16 protein-coding genes and 2 pseudogenes are annotated in these 16,459 nt (G+C 60.4%); 11 read left to right on the top strand and 7 right to left on the bottom strand.

Translation table 11 applies throughout. From position 1 onward, the window contains the following. Complete coding sequence (locus ACZ1JC_RS06460; RefSeq protein WP_465138755.1) at positions 1 to 459, bottom strand: nuclear transport factor 2 family protein; 459 nt, start codon at positions 457 to 459, stop codon at positions 1 to 3. Then, entirely contained in the window at positions 456 to 1,319 is an 864-nt protein-coding gene (locus ACZ1JC_RS06465; RefSeq protein ID WP_465138754.1) for an SDR family NAD(P)-dependent oxidoreductase, read from the bottom strand. Before ACZ1JC_RS06465 ends, ACZ1JC_RS06460 begins: the two co-directional genes overlap by 4 nt. A 437-nt stretch (positions 1,320 to 1,756) precedes the next feature. Here ACZ1JC_RS06465 and ACZ1JC_RS06470 point away from each other — a divergent pair, with 437 nt between their 5' ends. From ACZ1JC_RS06470 to ACZ1JC_RS06485, 4 genes are read left to right on the top strand one after another with little or no spacing between them, the layout of a single operon-like run. Continuing rightward, the gene (locus ACZ1JC_RS06470) at positions 1,757 to 2,815 is read left to right on the top strand and encodes an acyl-CoA dehydrogenase family protein (protein WP_465138753.1); all 1,059 of its coding nucleotides are present in this window, start codon (positions 1,757 to 1,759) and stop codon (positions 2,813 to 2,815) included. Beyond that, positions 2,812 to 3,990: an acyl-CoA dehydrogenase family protein gene (locus tag ACZ1JC_RS06475; RefSeq protein WP_465138752.1), complete on the top strand. Its 1,179-nt coding sequence runs from the start codon at positions 2,812 to 2,814 to the stop codon at positions 3,988 to 3,990. Before ACZ1JC_RS06470 ends, ACZ1JC_RS06475 begins: the two co-directional genes overlap by 4 nt. Positions 3,991 to 3,997: 7 nt before the next feature. Continuing rightward, positions 3,998 to 4,423, top strand: a complete 426-nt coding sequence (locus ACZ1JC_RS06480; RefSeq protein ID WP_465138751.1) for a PaaI family thioesterase — start codon at positions 3,998 to 4,000, stop codon at positions 4,421 to 4,423. After that, a complete protein-coding gene (locus ACZ1JC_RS06485) occupies positions 4,420 to 4,797 on the top strand; it encodes a PaaI family thioesterase (protein ID WP_465138750.1) in 378 nt (125 codons plus the stop codon). The genes ACZ1JC_RS06480 and ACZ1JC_RS06485 overlap by 4 nt, the downstream gene beginning before the upstream one ends. On the opposite strand, the gene ACZ1JC_RS06490 is transcribed toward ACZ1JC_RS06485, so the two are convergent. After that, the gene (locus ACZ1JC_RS06490) at positions 4,787 to 5,650 is read right to left on the bottom strand and encodes a TonB-dependent receptor domain-containing protein (RefSeq protein WP_465138749.1); all 864 of its coding nucleotides are present in this window, start codon (positions 5,648 to 5,650) and stop codon (positions 4,787 to 4,789) included. The genes ACZ1JC_RS06485 and ACZ1JC_RS06490 overlap by 11 nt on opposite strands. Positions 5,651 to 5,805: 155 nt before the next feature. Here ACZ1JC_RS06490 and ACZ1JC_RS06495 point away from each other — a divergent pair, with 155 nt between their 5' ends. Further along, entirely contained in the window at positions 5,806 to 6,984 is a 1,179-nt protein-coding gene (locus ACZ1JC_RS06495) for a tyrosine-type recombinase/integrase (protein WP_465138748.1), read from the top strand. 153 nt (positions 6,985 to 7,137) lie between these two features. Here ACZ1JC_RS06495 and ACZ1JC_RS06500 read toward each other — a convergent pair. Further along, positions 7,138 to 7,334, bottom strand: a pseudogene (locus tag ACZ1JC_RS06500) (integrase core domain-containing protein); the annotation flags it as partial. A 168-nt stretch (positions 7,335 to 7,502) separates the two neighbouring features. Here ACZ1JC_RS06500 and ACZ1JC_RS06505 point away from each other — a divergent pair. From ACZ1JC_RS06505 to ACZ1JC_RS06515, 3 genes and pseudogenes are all read left to right on the top strand, one after another. Beyond that, the gene (locus ACZ1JC_RS06505) at positions 7,503 to 8,093 is read left to right on the top strand and encodes a TetR/AcrR family transcriptional regulator (protein WP_465138747.1); all 591 of its coding nucleotides are present in this window, start codon (positions 7,503 to 7,505) and stop codon (positions 8,091 to 8,093) included. A 63-nt stretch (positions 8,094 to 8,156) separates the two neighbouring features. Beyond that, positions 8,157 to 8,514 (top strand): annotated as a pseudogene (locus ACZ1JC_RS06510) (FAD-binding protein); the annotation flags it as partial. A 225-nt stretch (positions 8,515 to 8,739) separates the two neighbouring features. After that, the gene (locus tag ACZ1JC_RS06515; RefSeq protein ID WP_465138746.1) at positions 8,740 to 9,621 is read left to right on the top strand and encodes a helix-turn-helix domain-containing protein; all 882 of its coding nucleotides are present in this window, start codon (positions 8,740 to 8,742) and stop codon (positions 9,619 to 9,621) included. Positions 9,622 to 9,769: 148 nt separating this feature from the next. Here the strand turns inward: ACZ1JC_RS06515 and ACZ1JC_RS06520 are convergent, their stop codons facing one another. The 3 genes from ACZ1JC_RS06520 to ACZ1JC_RS06530 are packed head-to-tail and all read right to left on the bottom strand — an operon-like array spanning position 9,770 to position 13,652. Beyond that, positions 9,770 to 10,840 (bottom strand): aldo/keto reductase, encoded by a 1,071-nt coding sequence (locus ACZ1JC_RS06520; protein ID WP_465138745.1) that lies wholly within the window; start codon positions 10,838 to 10,840, stop codon positions 9,770 to 9,772. Next, positions 10,837 to 12,246, bottom strand: coding sequence for an acyl-CoA reductase (locus ACZ1JC_RS06525; protein ID WP_465138744.1), 1,410 nt, complete (start codon positions 12,244 to 12,246; stop codon positions 10,837 to 10,839). The genes ACZ1JC_RS06520 and ACZ1JC_RS06525 overlap by 4 nt, the downstream gene beginning before the upstream one ends. A gap of 29 nt (positions 12,247 to 12,275) precedes the next feature. Then, entirely contained in the window at positions 12,276 to 13,652 is a 1,377-nt protein-coding gene (locus ACZ1JC_RS06530) for a hypothetical protein (protein ID WP_465138743.1), read from the bottom strand. 286 nt (positions 13,653 to 13,938) lie between these two features. Here ACZ1JC_RS06530 and ACZ1JC_RS06535 point away from each other — a divergent pair, with 286 nt between their 5' ends. The 3 genes from ACZ1JC_RS06535 to ACZ1JC_RS06545 are packed head-to-tail and all read left to right on the top strand — an operon-like array spanning position 13,939 to position 16,398. Then, positions 13,939 to 14,313 carry a limonene-1,2-epoxide hydrolase family protein gene (locus ACZ1JC_RS06535; protein WP_465138742.1) on the top strand — a complete coding sequence of 125 codons (375 nt, stop codon included), beginning with the start codon at positions 13,939 to 13,941 and terminating at the stop codon, positions 14,311 to 14,313. Positions 14,314 to 14,324: 11 nt separating this feature from the next. After that, positions 14,325 to 15,347 (top strand): LLM class flavin-dependent oxidoreductase, encoded by a 1,023-nt coding sequence (locus ACZ1JC_RS06540; protein WP_465138741.1) that lies wholly within the window; start codon positions 14,325 to 14,327, stop codon positions 15,345 to 15,347. Continuing rightward, the gene (locus ACZ1JC_RS06545; RefSeq protein ID WP_465138740.1) at positions 15,340 to 16,398 is read left to right on the top strand and encodes a class I SAM-dependent methyltransferase; all 1,059 of its coding nucleotides are present in this window, start codon (positions 15,340 to 15,342) and stop codon (positions 16,396 to 16,398) included. Before ACZ1JC_RS06540 ends, ACZ1JC_RS06545 begins: the two co-directional genes overlap by 8 nt. Positions 16,399 to 16,459: the final 61 nt, after the last annotated feature.

Here is a 16,459-nt window from a genome sequence, read left to right on the forward strand (position 1 = left end):
CTATCGGTTGTCATTCGGCGGGGGCGGCGGGCCCGGATCGCCGACCGGCCGGTTCTCTTCCCAGTCGACGATCAGGTGCCTGCGGGTGAAGCGCCAGTCGGCACCGTCCCGCCGCCATTCGTCCTGATAACGGATCGCCCAGCACATCAGAGTGTCCGGACCCTCTGCATTCGCAGTGCGATGTTCCGCCGTGCACAGGGTCTCTCCACTGGCGTGATCGCCCGCGATTTCCACGATCTGATCGTGGACGAGGTGGCGGGTGGCCTTGAACGCGTGCGCCAGAAAATCGATGGACTGCAGGCAGGCCTCGATACCGCTCGCCACGAAACCGGGGCCGGCGATTTCCACCTCCTCTGCAAGAACCGCGCGCCAGTCGTCCTTTGAGCGGCGGTCTGCGCCCCGGGCATAGAGTACGGCAGCGCGGCGCAGGGCGGCGCGATCCTCATCCTGTGGCGTCATGACGGGACTTTGAGGCCGTTGGCGCTGATCATCGGGACAACCGTCCATTCGCCTTGCGGGGTCTGCATCCAGCCCGAGGCCGCGAGTGCGCCGCCGTCCACGTGAATGGCCGTTCCGGTCACCCAGGAGGCAAGCGGGCTGGCCAGATAGAGCGCGGCCCCGGCGCAATCGGATGGATGGCCGAAGCGGCCGAGCGGAATCCACTTGTCCATATGGTCGCGGTTTTCGGGCGGGATCATGAAGTCCAGCGCGACTTGCGGCGTATCGGTGGTTTCCGGGGCGATGTCGTTGACGCGGATGCCTTCGGGGGCAAGTTCGAGTGCAAGGCTCTTGGTGAAGCCCATCAGCCCCGCCTTGCCGGCCGCGTAGACCGAGCAATAGGGGATGCCGCGATAGGCCTCGATCGATGTGATGTTGATGATCGACGCGCCGCGCCCGGCCGCGCGCAGCAGGGGAATCATCGCGCGGTCCATCCGCAGGATATGGCCGAGATTGGTATCGAGAATTTCGTCGATCTCGTCTTCGCCCAGCATTTCGAAGGGGCGTGCGTGCACGAAATGGCCGACGTTGTTGACGAGCACGTCCAGTTTGCCGAATTCCGACGCGATCCGCTCTGCAAGAACCTTCGGGGTTGCACGCTGGAGCACATCGCATTGAATGACCCGTGTGCCGGGCAGATCGGCTTCCACGGCCTTCGCGCGTTCGGCATCGATCTCGGCAATGATCACCTGGGCGCCGGCGTCGTTGAAGCTTTCCGCCACGGCTCTCCCGATACCGACACCACCGCCCGTGACGAGAACTGTCTTTCCAGTGAAATCGAGCGCCTGACGCGGATGGAATGGGGTGCCTGTCTGGCCCATCGTTTGCAATCCTCTCGTTATGTTTTTCAAATCGCAATATGCGTCGTAAAAACATTATTTCAATACGCAAATATGGATCTTAATCCGGTTATGATCCGTTGATTGTGCGTGAAATGAATTTCTGTTTGCGAGATGTTCCGCCTCTCGATTCAGCTATCGTCCAGGAGGACAGGGCGGATCCTTCGGTGGCAAGGGGCCTCCTTGCAGGATTCGATGCGGATATTTTTGAGATAAAAAATACGCAAAATGCCCCTTGAAAAGGTGATTTGCGTAATATAGCGTGATTGCAAGCGCGCAATTAACCGCATGGGTGAGGCGCGGCGGGAGGATGCAGGTGCCGTGGTGGCGGCGGCTACGCAAGGGTGGCGTGATGCGAACACGGCCGCTCTCTGCGGGGCCCGAACGTCGGGTGCCTGAGATCGTGAAAGCGGGTTGAAATGGAATTCACGTTTACCGACGAACAGCGGATGATTGCGGAGACGGCGCGTGCCTTCTTCTCCGAAAATGCGACCAGTGCGCGCACGCGCGCGGCAATGGAAGGTGAAGGCATCGACCGGGCGCTGTGGCGTGACTTTTGCCAGGAATTGGGCTTTTCCGGTATCTCCATCGCGGAAGATGCGGGCGGGGCGGGCCTCGGCCTGGTCGAACTGGCCATCCTTGCCGAGGCGGCAGGTGCACACGTGGCTGCGCTGCCGATGCTGGGCAGCCTGATGCTGGCCGCGCAGGCGATTGCTGCGGGCGGCAGTGAGGCGCAGCGCGATGCGTGGCTGCCGGGCCTGCTTTCGGGGGAGGCGATTGCCGCTTTTGTCGAAGATGCCGGGCTGGACGTGCGCGATGGGAAGCTCACCGGCGGTTCCGGATTCGTCGCGCATGGTGCGCTGGCCCAGGTTTTCGTGGTCACCGATGGCAGCGGTGCATGGCTGGTGCGGCGCGATGCGGCGGGGGTTTCCGTCACGGCGCAGACGACCATGGATCAGACGCGCCCGCTGGCCGCAGTGCGTTTCGACGGCGCTTCGGCGGAGGCTTTGGCAGACCCTGCTGCGGGGCTGAATGCGGCCAAGCGTGCCGCGCTGGTCGGTCTGGCTGCGGAGGCATTGGGCGGCGCGCAGGCCAGTCTCGACCGCACGGTGGACTATGCGCGGGAGCGTGTGCAGTTCGGCCGGCCGATCGGCTCGTTTCAAGCCTACAAGCACCGCCTTGCCGACATGATGGTGGAGATCGAGCAGGCTCGCTCGGCGGTCTATTGGGCGGCCTGCGCGGTGGACGAGGGCAGCGAGGAAGCCCCGCTGGCGCTCCATGCCGCCAAGTCCTTCGCCGCCGATACCGCTTTTCGCTGCGCGGCGGACATGATCCAGCTTCACGGCGGCATCGGCTTCACGTGGGAGCATGACGCGCATCTGTTCTTCAAACGCGCGCGATCGATCCAGACCTTGCTGGGCAAGGGGGACTGGCACCGTGAACAGGTTGCCGCGATGATTTTGGGAGAAGCGGCATGAAGCTGGGATTTTCGCAGGCGGACGAGCATTTTCGCCAGGAATGCGCCGATTGGCTCAACGGTCAGATGGCGGGCGAATTCCGCGACATCAAGGGCATCAGCAAGCTGACCGGCAGCCCCGAACGCCGCAAGGAATGGGAAAAGCAGCTCGCCGCGCACCGCTGGTCGTGCATCGGTTGGCCGGAGCAATGGGGCGGCCGTAATGCGACGCTGGCCCAGCAGGTGATCTTTGCCGAGGAATATGCCCGCGCCGGCGTGCCGGGCCGCGTCAACCACATCGGCATCGAACTGGCCGGGCCGACGATCCTGACGTTCGGCACCGAAGAGCAGAAGCAACGCTTCCTGCCCGGCATCGCGGCGGGTGAGACGATCTTCTGTCAGGGTTTCTCGGAGCCGAATGCCGGGTCCGATCTTGCCGGCGTGCGCACCAAGGGGCGGCTGGAAGACGGGGAATGGGTGGTCAACGGCCAGAAGATCTGGACCAGCCTTGCCCATATCTCCGACTGGATCTTCGTGGTCACGCGCACGGAAGAGGGCAGCCAGGGCCCGCGCGGGTTGACCTTCCTGATGATGCCGATCGACCAGCCTGGCATCGAGATTCGCGGCATTCGCCAGATCAACGGCGATGCCGAATTCAACGAGACGTTCTTTACCGACGCCCGCTGCCCGGCGGACAGCTACATCGGCACGGTGGGCGAAGGTTGGAAGATCGCGATGGGCCTGCTTGCCTTCGAGCGCGGCGTGTCCACGCTGGGTCAGCAGATGGGCTTCCGCAACGAATTGGATGAGATCATCGCCGCCGCCAAAGCCAATGGCGCGGCGCAGGATCCGCTGATCCGCCAGCGCTTGGCCAAGGCAGAGATCGGCTTGCGCCTGATGCGTTATGGCGCGCTGCGGATGCTCTCCCAGACCGACAATTCGCGCATGGATGGCGCCGCGCTGACCTACAAGATCCAGTGGGCGACATGGCGGCGCAGTCTTGGCGAACTGGCGATGGACGTGCTGGGGCAGGCGGGCGAAGTCAGCGCACACGAGGACTACGAATGGGATACGCTGCCCAACCTGTTCCTCTTCAGCCGCGCGGACACGATCTACGGCGGCACCAACCAGATCCAGCGCAACCTGATCGCCGAGCGCGGCCTTGGCCTGCCGCGCGAACCGCGTTGGACGGCCTGACGCAGCGATGGAGGCAGAGGACCCGTTCGAGCGGCTGAAGTCCATGCCCCCGCGCGGGCATCATGCTCTGCTGGGCATCTATCACGTCGCGGCCGGAGCAGACTGGGCGGAACTGGCCTGTCCGTTCTCGGCAGGGTTCCTGATGGATGCGGGCTCCGGTCTCGTTTCCTCCGGGCCGGTCATCTCGCTGATCGATGCGGCGGCGGGGGCAGCGATCATCGCGCGCACCCGGCGGTGGGAGCCGATGGCGACGCTGGACCTCAGGGTCGATTACTTGCGCGCGGCGCGGCCCGAATGCACGCTCCATGCCCGCGCCACCTGCCACCGGGTGACGCGCCGCGTGGCCTTCACCCGCTGCGAAGTGCACGACGGCGATCCCGCCAATCCTGTCGCCTTCGCGGCCGCCAGCTTCTTTTTTACGAGCGAGCCATGATCGAGCGGGCCCCCTATGCGCAGCTGTTGGGCGTGCGCGAATGGACCGACGCGCTGGGCAATGCCGGCCTCGTCATGCCCGCGTCCCCGGCGCTGGAGGGGAGGCAAGGCTTTCTCTACGGCGGCGTGATCGGCAGCTTGCTAGAGCTTGCCTGCCTTGCCGCGCTGGCGGGGGAGGGTGAAGTTGCGGGAGAGCGCCCCCGCCCGATCAACATCACCATCGACTTCCTGCGCGGCGGGTTGATGGTCGAAAGCTATGCCCAGGCGCGCATCGTGCGCCTGGGCAAGCGGGTGGTGAATGTGGACGCGACCTGTTGGCAGAGTGATCGGGAAAGCCCCATCGCCTCCGGCCGGATGCACATCCTTAGAGCTTAACTGAAAGATCGATGCCGTAAGTCACCGGATCGTCGAACAGCGCGGCTGCAGTCACGCCGGTGTTGGAGATGATGTTGATCTGCTGCTTGTTGGTGAGATTGCGGCCCCAGAGCGAGACGGTCGCCGTCGTCGGCCCCAGCGGCAGGTCCATCAGCGAAAGCCGCGCGTTCAGCGTCAGCAGCGCCTTCTGGGTATTTTCCGCATTCATGTAATCGTTGGTGTAGGGTAGCCCTGCCGCCGCGAAGCCGGCGCTGCTGAACACGCTGGTGCCGACCACGATCTTGGAGCGCAGCGCCCCGTCCACGCGCAGGGCAAGGCGCATCCCGTCATCCAGCGGCTGCACATATTCGGCCGAAAGGTTCGACAGGAAAGTGGGGCGCATCGTTTCGGGATAGTCCGAAACTTTGCTGACGCCGCCGCTCGCCAGCACTTCGGGCGAGATTTCCAGATACTTGAAATCGGTCACGCTGCCGCTGGCGCTCAGCGTCAGGTTTTCGATGGGGATCGCGGTCACTTCGAATTCCAGCCCGAAGGCGCGGGCCTTGCCGAAGTTGGCGGTGTATTGAGAGGAGACGATCGGCTCGCAAATGCCGCTGGGTGAGGTCACGCAGCCTGAAGAGGCGAAGATCGGCGTCTGCAGGTTTGAATAGCGCACATGGAACAGCGCCAGATTGGTGCGCAGGCGGTGGCCCAGCCAGTCCGCCTTCAGCCCGCCTTCCCACGAATAGGCGCGTTCCTCCTTGTAGGGGATCGCCGGGCCCTGGAACACTTTGCCGGTCACGCTGTCCACCGCCAGCGGGCCCGCCGCCGTGCCGCCGGCGATGAAGCTGGTGACGGTCAAGAAATGGTGCACTCTACAAATCGCCAGATTGCGACGGAGTGCGGCAAGCCATTGTTTAGATTGCTTTATATATGTTGTATGCTTCGATCAAGCATTTCCGGCTTCGCTAAAGGTTACGTCCGATCCGCTCCTATTTGGCTCCTGGATTTCGATAGGAATGTAGCACTATGCCGAAGATGAAGTTGACGAAACGCGTTGTCGAAATTGCCCGGCCCGCGCAGTCTGATTACGAGCTGCGAGATACTGAAGTGCCGGGCTTCCTATGTAAGGTGACGCCTTCCGGACGGAAGGTTTTCATGGTTCAGTATCGCAACGTATCAGGGCGTCGGCGAAAGCCCGCCATTGGCCAGTTCGGGCAACTGACGGTCGAACAGGCCAGGGCTGTCGCGCAGCGATGGATCAGCGAGGCAGCAGGTGGCCTTGATCCTTCCGTCGAACGTCAAAAGAGACGGGGTTCCCCCACTGTCCAGCAGTTCTCCGAAATGTTTTTTCGCCGGCATGTGGAGGTTAACAATAAGAAATCTACCCAAAAAGGGCGCGTTTACCGATTTAGGAGAGTGATCTTGCCTACCTTCGGTAATTGCAAAATTGACGAGTTCTCCCGTCAGGACATTGTCCTTTTTATGGATGCGTGGCGTCGCAAGCCGGGGCTGGCAAACTCAATGCTTAATGACATGCAATCAATGTTCACCTGCGCTGAGCAATGGGGTTTTTGTGAGAAAGGCAGTAATCCGTGTAACGGAGTTAAACGGTATGCTCAGGGCAAGACCACGCGATTGTTGACAATTACTGAGATGCAGCGGGTAATCGAGTATCTCGGCAAATCTGAATTGGAAAACTTTTTATACCCTGATTGCGTCATGGCGATCAGGCTTCAACTTGCCTTTGCAGCGCGAGCATCGGAAATCATTGCTCTTGAATGGGCCTGGATAAATTTTGAATTAAATTGTGTAATTTGGCCGGATAGCAAAACTGGAGCAATGTGGAAGCCATTTTCGTCTGACGTTGCACGTCTTCTGGCAAGTATACCGCGTAAAGAAGGTTCTCCATTTGTCTTTCCGGGAAGGAGATGTGGCGCCAAGCATCTTCATTTCGCTACCTATTATCGCGTCTGGAAGCGCATACTACGAGCATGTGATGTGCCTGGGGTAGGAACACACGGACTCCGCCACCGGGCGGCGACTGACATTGCAAACTCCGGCGTACCGTTGAAAGTCGGTATGGCATTAACAGGTCATCGGCGGCTGGCGACATTCATGCGCTACGTCCACGTGGAAGATCATCAAGTTCGTCAGGCAGTAAACGTCATGGCTGAGCAGCGTTTACGCGAATATCACGGTGAATGATAACACGCGGTAGTTGGATGTGGCCACGCCAGCGGCAGTTGAGCGCCGGCGCAATAGCCTTCCCCCTTTGTTGATCCGGCTATCGCGAGAAAAGCCGGCTTTTCATAACCCTGTGCCAGTTTTGCCACCGGCCAGAACGAGAGATCCGGCGCTTCATCGGGCGGGGGTAACCCCGGCCGATGAAGCAAATTCGGCCGGCGTCATGAACCCCAGCGATGTGTGAGGTCGGGTCTCGTTGAAGTCCGTCCGCACGCCTCGATCTTGCTTCTGGCGTCGTCCAAAGACAAGAACCAGTGCGTGTTGAGGCATTCATCGCGCAGCCGTCCGTTGAAGCTCTCCACGGAGGCATTTTTCGGGATAGGGTCAGTGCCGCAGAATCCCTGGGTTCACGAACCACTCCATCTCGACTCGAACGATCGTCATAGCCGTGCGGCCGGTCATCAATTCATGAATTCGCGCTTGTCTCGCAAAGCGAAAAGCGTACAGTCCAGTGCAGAAATGAAAGAAGACCCGTGCGTGTGAAGACAGACAGCCGCCGGCAGACAATCCTCGATACGGCAATCGAGTTGTTTCTTGAGGTGGGATACGAGCGGGCAAGCATGGCGGCCATCGCCGCACGCGTTGGCGGTTCGAAGGGCACACTCTACAATTACTTCAAGAACAAGGATGATCTCTTCGCCGCGGCCATGATCGGGGCGATGGAAGAGCGGGGCATGGAGATCATGGAGCGGCTAAAGGCCTCTGCCGATGACCCTCGCACCGCACTGCTCCGCTTCGGGATCGAGTACCTCGGTTTCGTCACTTCCAAATACAATCTTGCAATCATGCGGACGGCGGTGGCGGAAGGTGCGAATACCACGCTGGGGGACAGGCTTTATAAACTCGGCCCTCTACGCGGGACGGAGGAAATCGCTGCGTTCATTGCCCCACTTCAGATGCAGGGCAAGCTCAGGGCCGGGTCGCCGGTGATCATCGCCGCGCATTTGCGCGGACTGCTGGAAGCGGGGGTTCTCGAACCCCAACTATTCGGGGCTGAGCCTGATTATCAAGTCGAGGAAGCCGTTGGGGGCGCCGTAGACGCATTCTTGCGGGCTTACGGATGTGATTAAATGCCCCGTATCTGGTGTTGTTGACGCGGGCCTCTCCAACTCTTGGGTGCCGAATCCAAGTAGGAACGTCGAGAGCTGACGAGCGCCAAGGTGATCGTTTCGGGCGGCTGCGCGCTGAAGGATCCGGAAACGTTCGAGCAGGTCATTGCCGCTCGGCGCTGCCGTCGCCGCCTCGCGCGCTGCGGCCGACGCGGGTTACGTGTACGACTATCACGTCGGCCAGACCTGCACGATCGTGGCTCCGGAAGTCTACATCGCGGTCGGCATCTCGGGCGCGATCCAGCACCTTGCCGGCATGAAGCACTCCAAGATCATCATCGCCATCAACAAGGACGAGGACGTTCCGATCTTCCAGGTCGCCGACGTCGACCTCGTGGCGGATCTGTTCATCGCCGCGCTGGAACTGACCAAGTCCATTTGAAATGATCTGCTATCAGGGTGATCAGGCGCCCTATCCGAAGGAAGGTTGCGATATACGGTGGTTCGCCGCAAAGTGGCCAACAATAGAGTTATAGCGTTTCGAGGCCCCTTGCTTTGAAACGTACGCGCCGGGCGGGTCGGAGGAGGGCCTGCTCGGCGCATGACATCGAAGACCGGATTGGCTCCATCTACGAGCGAAACAATTCGGCTGACGAGGAGGCCGAACATGGGCATTGCGGTTCGAGGCGATTTGCCGATGTGCGCACCTCACACGGCGTCTCATTTCCGCATCGAACGCGAAATCGAAATCAATGGCATTTTTGCGGACATCCGCCATTTCGGTTGGAATGAGGGCAGTCGCGCTCTGTACGAGCCGAATTCATACTACCTTGATTTTTCGCTCGGCCCGCGTTGCCCAAACTCGCGATTTTTCAGGTCCGCCAACGAATTGGCCGATCCTCCGGGAGACGTCGTGTTTCTGCCAAAGGGCGGCGAATTTGCGACGTGGAGTGAGCCTGGTGAGCATAGCCTTCTTTGCCTGACGTTCGCCAACGAGCGCGCCGAGAAACTGTTCGAAGATGAACGGATTGCTGATCTGGCTCCTTGTCTCGATGTTCAGAGCGTGTCGATAAGGAAGGGCCTTGCCCGATTGGCCAATGAACTGCGGCATCCGGGATTCGGTCAGGCAATTCTGCTGGAGAGCATGGCGCTCCTCCTTGTGGTCGAGCTGTGCCGCCATTTCCAGAAATCGGAATCTCCTCGGGATGCCGGATCCGGACAAATGCCGGTTTGGCGATTGCAGCGAGTGAGAGACAGGATCGAAGCGGACTTGGGCACCGACCTCTCGGTATCCTGCCTCGCTGCCGAAATTCGCACCAGTCCGAGACATCTCATCCGCACCTTTCGCGCGACCACGGGAGAGACGTTGACGGGCTACATCGCCAAGCGCCGTATCGCCCGGGCTCAGGAGCAACTTCGAGACGATGCAATGATGATCAAGGTTATCGCCGGTAATTGCGGTTTTAAGAGCCCGGCCGCTTTTTCGGCGGCTTTCCGGCGGGCAACCGGCCTGACTCCGCGCGAATATCGCGACCGTTCTTCGTTGTAGTGACCCCCCATGGAAAGCCAGAATTCGTCATCGAAACAAGACGGATATCGTGCGACGATGGTAAGCGGCGTCATCACTTGTCGGGATGGCGTCGATTCCGGCACACGCCCCCGGACGGCTAATCCGGGCAACCTGAGCGAGCACTCCATCAGCTTTCTCGGGGTCGCACTTTGGTGCCGGCGGTCAATCCGTGGCGAATGAAGTCCGATGCCAGGAAGTCATGCGGGAAGCCTTTCGGAGTGAAACTGGCCGCTTCCAATCGCTCGAGATGGAGCAGATCCAGCGAAACGGCGAGAGCGGCTACATTGTCCTCATATTGCCGCATCGTTCGTGCACCCAGCAGCGGCGAGACCACGGTCGGGTTCGCCAAAGTCCAAGCGATGGCTGTTTGTGCCGAAGTAGCGCCGACATCGTCGGCAACTGCCTGAACGGCGTCTGCAATGGCCAACGTACGAGCATCCAGTTTGCCCGCAGCAGCCAGCAAGGTGCCGCGACCTCCGGCGTCTTGACCCTCTCCGCTTCTCCGAACCGCGTATTTGCCGGACAGCAAGCCGCTGGCAAGAGGAGACCACGGCATCACGCCAATGCCGAGTGCTTTCGCGGCAGGCATGAGATCCCGCTCGGCGGTACGCTCCACAAGATTGTATTCGGCTTGCAACGCTGCGAACTGAGTCCAGCCGCGCAGGTCGGCCATCGTCTGCAATCGCGCCATCTGCCAGGCGGGCGTATCCGACAGACCCAGATAAAGAACCTTGCCCTGGGTCACCAAGTCATCAAAGGCGCGCATGATTTCGTCTGCGGGGGTGCTATCGTCCCAGACATGGAGAAATAACAGATCGATGCGATCGGTGCGAAGTCGGCGCAGGCTCGTCTCAACGGTCTGCATCATGTTGCGCCGGCTGTTTCCGGCAGCATTGGGATCTCCAACCGATCGCGTCAGGGAGTATTTGGTGGAGAGAACCAGTCTGTCGCGCTTTGCCTCGGCGAATTTACCCGTCAAATCTTCCGAAACGCCGTCAGCGTAGTATCCCGCGGTGTCGATGAAATTGCCGCCCTGATCGACGTAGGCATCGAAAATCCGTCGGGATTCCTCTTCGCCAGCGCCCCATTCCTCGCCGAACGTCATTGTACCCAGAGCCAAAGGCGAAACCCGCAATCCCGAGCGGCCGAGCAGCCGGTAGGTGTCGAGGGAAAGCGTTCCCGTATGCATGCGGTTCATGGCTGTGCTGGCTCTCTCTCTGCTTCAGTCACGACCCAATGCATCATACGATGGACGGGCCATCCCCCATCGTGCGGCAGGCCGCCGAACTTTCCGCTATTGATGTTACCAAGGCCGACGATGCGTTGCGCGCCGGCCGACGACAGCCCGTCGCGCAACTGCGTGATGCGGCCGGGCGGATAGACACCGACCGACTGAGTGGCCACGGAGACATGCGAAATGGCCTCTGCCAGGCTGGAAACGGCAACCACGTTGACAAGCTTTCCACCGGGATTGAATGCGACCGGATCGTTTGAACGAACCACCATTCCGGTGCCGTCGGGTTGTCCGAATACACGGTAGATCGGCTCAAGATTGCCGAGCATGTCGAGTTCGTCCAACAATGCCTCGGGAGGACGGGGTCCGCCATTTCCATTCCCATACCGAACATCCTTGCCCATCTCGGCCACGAGAGCCTCACAATAGGCATCCACTTGCGGTAAGGATCCCTCGACAAACTGGAAGCGAGCGCAGCTGCATGCGTCCTGATTGAAGGCTATGATATCGGCCGCGCTGCGCCGGGCGATCTCGGCTATAGGCATTCCTGCGAAAGCCTCCTTGCCGATCAGCGAAATCGAGATCTTGGGGTCGAAGGATATGATCTCGAAACCGGGAGCTGCATATTTCATTGCATGGCGAACGGCCGCTTCGCCACCCCACACCGCCAGCTTGTCGAAATACTGGGATCTGAAGATGTGCTCCTCGATCGCGGTATCGCCGCCGCGCCAATAGGCCGCCGAGAACGAGCGTGTCACCGGGTGATTGGGCCCGACATCAGCCATCGTGCGCAGAAGTGCCGTGGCAGTGAACATGTCGTTCGAGGGCATCTTCAGCAAATGAACGCCCTTGCTGATAGCCCCGCGCACAATCGTCACTGGCGGCACGATGGGGGCATTTCCGGCAAGGATATGGACCATGCGCGGCGGAAACGCCCGGATGTCGAAGGGGTGGCCTTGGATATCACGTCTAACCCAGCCGTCATTCGCGCCGAGCCAACCGAGAGATTGCTCCGCCTCGGCCTCGACGGCCTCGCGCGCGAAAAACCATCCGATGTCCCTGTAGCAGTTTTCCAGAATCCGCGCGCCAAGACTATTGCAGTGGAGATTGAGGGCTGCCGCTTCCTGTAGATAGGCATTTTTATCGAAATCGAGTGCCTTGCCGACCTCGACGAGGAAATCGACGATTTCCGCCAGCGGCGTTTCGAATGCAGGTCCGGGGTCGCGTCTGGGCCAAATCAGCGCGTCGAGATCCAGTGCAGGGGTCATCACCGGGCTCGCGCTCGCTCGGGAGCGATGCTCGATTGCAGCATCGAGCTGTACTTCTCCCTTTATGACGTGCGCTATCAGCAGGCTCGGCTCGTTGGACATGCTTTCCGGTCGCATGACTGTATCCTCGTTCAAGCCGCGACAGTCGGGGAAGACGAGATCGACCCGCGGACGTAGGAGTCGATGGATCCCGCGCAGCTGAGTTTGTCCTCGCCCTCTTCGAGATCGGCATAACGAGCTACCGCGTGGATCACCGGTGTCTTAACCCCTTCAAGGCCCGATCCGAACTCCACCTGGACCTTGTCGCCGGAAATCACGCCGCCCCAACGCGCATCGGCGAGGATGTCGAAAAATGCCATACGCCCCTCGACGAGGCCCATGTCACCGGTCGTGCCGAGCAGATGTTCGCCGGACTTGTCGAGAACCAAGGGGACGATCCACGGGGGTACCGCATAAGACTCGGTCGGCTGGATCTTGGCGCAGAAGCCGCTCATCTCCACCATTGCATAAGAACTGGTAATCCGGTCGGGCGTGACGCCGAAGAATTGCTGGATTTTTTCCCGGTAGTCTGCTGGGACCGCAGCGCCCTTCGTGCCTCCCCCGAAGCTCATCAGAGTGTCGGGGTGGAAATCTCCGTTCTTTACCCCGCGCTTTCGCAGCGTTTCTACGATCTGCCAGGCAACGCCGTACATTACGCCGATGTAAAGGGGACTGTGCCGGCGGTCTTCCAACAGGTCGATCCAGGTCTCGAACTCGGCTGCACGCTTGATGCGGCGGACCTCAAGTTCGGCTTCGTAGGCTGCGATCTCGCCTGGGCCGATCTTGCCTGCTGCCAGCAAACGCCTCAATTGCGCAGGCCTCATGGCATCGAACGCACGGATCGGATCCTCGCTCAATCGGTGCAGTTCGCCGGGCGCTGCCCAGCGAGGAAAGTGGCGGTTGCAGAAATCGATCATCTTATGGGTGCCGCGCTCCGGCATCATCGTGAAGACCGAGCGCGAGTGATCAGCGACGTAGCCGGGCGTCGACAGGTCAGCGGCGTGCAGACAGGCGGTGACGCTGACGTCCCGGTCCTGGTCCGACTGATCCAGAAATGAGGATTTTCCAGACGTTCCGCTCGAGGCAAATACGTGGTGGCCGGCCAAACGTGCGCGGTCCAACCACTCATCGATGTCGCGCACGTCCGACACGTCGATGTTGTCTGTGGGATAGGTTGCGAGCGTGCCAAGCCATAGGTTCATGCGAGCCCATTGCCCGTTGTCGACAAAGGCATCCGGATAGCTTTTGTAGTTTGTGTGAGCGAAGAGAAGGGGCACAAGATCGGACAGCCCGTCTATGCTGTCGATCCCTGCCTCTCTGGCGCGCTTGTTCAGCACACCAATCTGTCCGCGCCGCTCGGAAAAACGTTCTCGTGCGGCTTCGAGTTGCAGTTCGGCCAACTGTTCCGGGGCGTTGCGGAATGGGTCTGCTGATCGTGCAAGTGCGATCAGTTCGTCGACGGCGCTCATGGTTGCGGCACTCCCGTTCACTTGTGCCGCAGCACTATAGGAAGAGCTGTGAAGCATGCTGCAACTATGACTTTCAACACGAGGACATAGTGTCGCCGAAGCGACGTCACGTTGCGGCAAATGATCGGGCGGCAACGAACGGCCAATGCCAGGCATGACGGATTCCGATCTACCCAAGGGGATGCATGTCAGGCTCCGGCCCTGACGCGGGCTGGCTATCTTTCGGCAGGGGCATTGCCTGCCATCAGTCCCCATGGTGCCCCGATTGCAGATCGCGGAGGCGAATATGGCGGGGCCGTTGCAGGAAGTGCTCGCATTTTTCGATGAAAGCGGCGGCACCGCGCAAGACATGATCTCGGCAATGAGAAAGCGATTTACGTCCGTCACGCGCTGGGAAAATGTCGGCGTGGCGACGACCGTCGGAATCGAGGAAGCGATGGCCTTCGTTGAGGGTTTCCTGGCCCGCATTCCCTTCGAGCGCTGCAAAGTCGTTGTTCACCACGCCGCAGCGCATGGCAACGTCGTCCTCACGGAGCGCAGCGATATTTTTTACGGAGTAGATGGCGCGGAACTCGTCTCGCTGCGGCTGATGGGCGCAATGGAGATGGATGGCCCGCACATCACGGCGTGGCGCGACTATTTCGACACCAAGGGCTTCTGAAAGGCGATAGCATGGCAAAAGGAAAAGCTGTTTGGGCGCAAATCGCGCCTATGCCCGGTGAGGACCTGGTCGCATCGGTGCGAAGCTACGAAGCCGCCGGAGTCGAGGGAGTTTGGGCACCCCAAATGTTTGGGGCGCCATTTTCGACCCTCGCGGCCGCCGCGCCTGCGACGCAGAAAATCAAACTCGGGACGGGCATCGCCCTGGCATTCGTGCGCAGCCCGCTTGAGACCGCTTGCAGCGCGGTTGATCTCGATCTGATCAGTGGCGGCCGTGTCGTGCTGGGACTTGGTTCCAGCGCGCAAAGCCAGACAGAAGGATCGTTCGGTTCGACCTATGGAAAGCCGCTTGCACACATGCGCGAAGTTGTTGGCATGATCCGCAAGATCGTGGCGTTCGGTCACACCGGAGAACTGTCACACCTCAAGGGCGATTACCACAGTCTCGACCTTTCGCACTTTCGCCTTCTGCATCCGCCCGTGCGAAGTGAAATTCCGGTCTATCTTCCTGCCGTATTCCAGAAGGCTTGCCTTCAGGCTGCCGAGATTGCCGATGGACTTTTGGGCCACCCTCTGTGGAACGAAGCCTGGATCGAACGCGAGGTCATTCCGAGTATCCGGGCAGGGCTCGACAAATCCGGACGAGAGCGCGGAGATTTTTCACTCAACCTTTCGATCTTCACCGCGATCGATCCGGATCGCAAAGAGGCCATACACGATTGCCGGGCGACCGTTGCCTATTACAGCCAGTCCCCGCAATATCTGCGCTATTTCGAGGAGATCGGCTTCGGCAAGGAAGCCTCAGCTATCCAGGCGGCATTTGCGAGAGGCGATCTAGCGGCGATGACTGCCGCATGCCCGGACGAGATGGTGGAGAGCATCGCGGTCGTAGGCGACGTAGACGAGGTACGCGCCGGCGTAGCCAGGCGTGCACTGGCGGCAGACGCGATTACGCCCGTAATTCCGCACTATGGCCTCTCGCCGGAAAAGAGCCGGACATACAGCGCGCGGCTGACGGAGGCTTTCTATGGCTGATCCCGTGCGCCAAGCGATTGCCCCGATGGCAGGAGCAGGTGCTTACAACCGGCATTCCGGTTTGCAGCACGCCAATCTTCATTCGGCGCTTCCTCTCTGGGAGGAGGCAGTGGGAACTATCACTGCGAATTCCCAGGGCTTGGTTCGGATTGTGGATTACGGCGCCTCGCAAGGGCGCAATTCGCAGCTTCCCATGGCCACAGCCATCGACCTTTTGAGGGCTCACGACGTTCAACGACCACTGGAGATTATTCATACCGATCTCCCATCCAACGATTACTCGTCGTTGTTTGGGCTCCTGGCGACCGAATCGGAGAGCTACCTTGCGGACCGGAGAGATGTATTCCCGATGGCGGTGGGTCGATCTTATTTCGAGCAGATTCTACCCTCCGACAGCGTGGACTTGGGTTGGTCGTCCAACGCCTTGCATTGGCTCAGCCACAACCCCGTGAATGTCGCCGATCACGGCTGGGCCGTATACAGCAGCAGCGTCCGCGCGCGCGAAGTGGTCGATGACGTGCTTGCCCAGGATTTGCTAAATTTCCTGCGGGCCCGGTCGCGGGAATTGCGGGCTGGAGGGCGTCTAGTGTGCCAGTTCATGGGGCGTGGCGGCGACCGACATGGCTTCGAATGGATGGCAGGCCACTTCTGGGCAGCACTCCTCGACTTGAGGAGCGAGGGCCTCCTCGATGACAACGATACATTCATGGCGACCTCTCCATCGGCGGGACGTTCCCTGGAGCAATTGAAGGCGCCGTTCGAGCAGGGGCTCCTTCCTGACCTCTCGATAGTGCACGTGTCTTGCGTCCGTTCTCCCGATCCATTCTGGGATTCCTACCGCGAGACCGGGGACGCGGAGGCATTCGGCTTTCAGTGGTCGTCGATGATGTGCGCGGCGAACGGACCCAATTTCCTGGCCCAGATAGGCTGCAACAGAGATCCGGAACGCCTGATGATAGAATTAAGAACAAGGCTTGCCACGCGCCTGGCGGCGGATCCGCAGCAGAGTGTTTCCTATCTCGCACTCCTGTCGATCCGAAAAGGGAGCTAGCCAGGGGGAACGGACGATCAACGAAAGTCGTATCGGAACGTGTAGATTTGCGAACGGCACT

The sequence above is a fragment of the Sphingomonas sp. BL-S-28 genome, from assembly GCF_055521515.1.

Coding starts and splice junctions, on each gene's coding strand:
- ACZ1JC_RS06525 (WP_465138744.1), bottom strand. CDS start 12,246: ATGTCCAACGAGCCGAGCCTGCTGATAGCGCACGTCATAAAGGGAGAA.
- ACZ1JC_RS06485 (WP_465138750.1), top strand. CDS start 4,420: ATGATCGAGCGGGCCCCCTATGCGCAGCTGTTGGGCGTGCGCGAATGG.
- ACZ1JC_RS06530 (WP_465138743.1), bottom strand. CDS start 13,652: ATGAGCGCCGTCGACGAACTGATCGCACTTGCACGATCAGCAGACCCA.
- ACZ1JC_RS06475 (WP_465138752.1), top strand. CDS start 2,812: ATGAAGCTGGGATTTTCGCAGGCGGACGAGCATTTTCGCCAGGAATGC.
- ACZ1JC_RS06495 (WP_465138748.1), top strand. CDS start 5,806: ATGCCGAAGATGAAGTTGACGAAACGCGTTGTCGAAATTGCCCGGCCC.
- ACZ1JC_RS06535 (WP_465138742.1), top strand. CDS start 13,939: ATGGCGGGGCCGTTGCAGGAAGTGCTCGCATTTTTCGATGAAAGCGGC.
- ACZ1JC_RS06540 (WP_465138741.1), top strand. CDS start 14,325: ATGGCAAAAGGAAAAGCTGTTTGGGCGCAAATCGCGCCTATGCCCGGT.
- ACZ1JC_RS06465 (WP_465138754.1), bottom strand. CDS start 1,319: ATGGGCCAGACAGGCACCCCATTCCATCCGCGTCAGGCGCTCGATTTC.
- ACZ1JC_RS06520 (WP_465138745.1), bottom strand. CDS start 10,840: ATGAACCGCATGCATACGGGAACGCTTTCCCTCGACACCTACCGGCTG.
- ACZ1JC_RS06470 (WP_465138753.1), top strand. CDS start 1,757: ATGGAATTCACGTTTACCGACGAACAGCGGATGATTGCGGAGACGGCG.
- ACZ1JC_RS06515 (WP_465138746.1), top strand. CDS start 8,740: ATGGGCATTGCGGTTCGAGGCGATTTGCCGATGTGCGCACCTCACACG.
- ACZ1JC_RS06545 (WP_465138740.1), top strand. CDS start 15,340: ATGGCTGATCCCGTGCGCCAAGCGATTGCCCCGATGGCAGGAGCAGGT.
- ACZ1JC_RS06460 (WP_465138755.1), bottom strand. CDS start 459: ATGACGCCACAGGATGAGGATCGCGCCGCCCTGCGCCGCGCTGCCGTA.
- ACZ1JC_RS06480 (WP_465138751.1), top strand. CDS start 3,998: ATGGAGGCAGAGGACCCGTTCGAGCGGCTGAAGTCCATGCCCCCGCGC.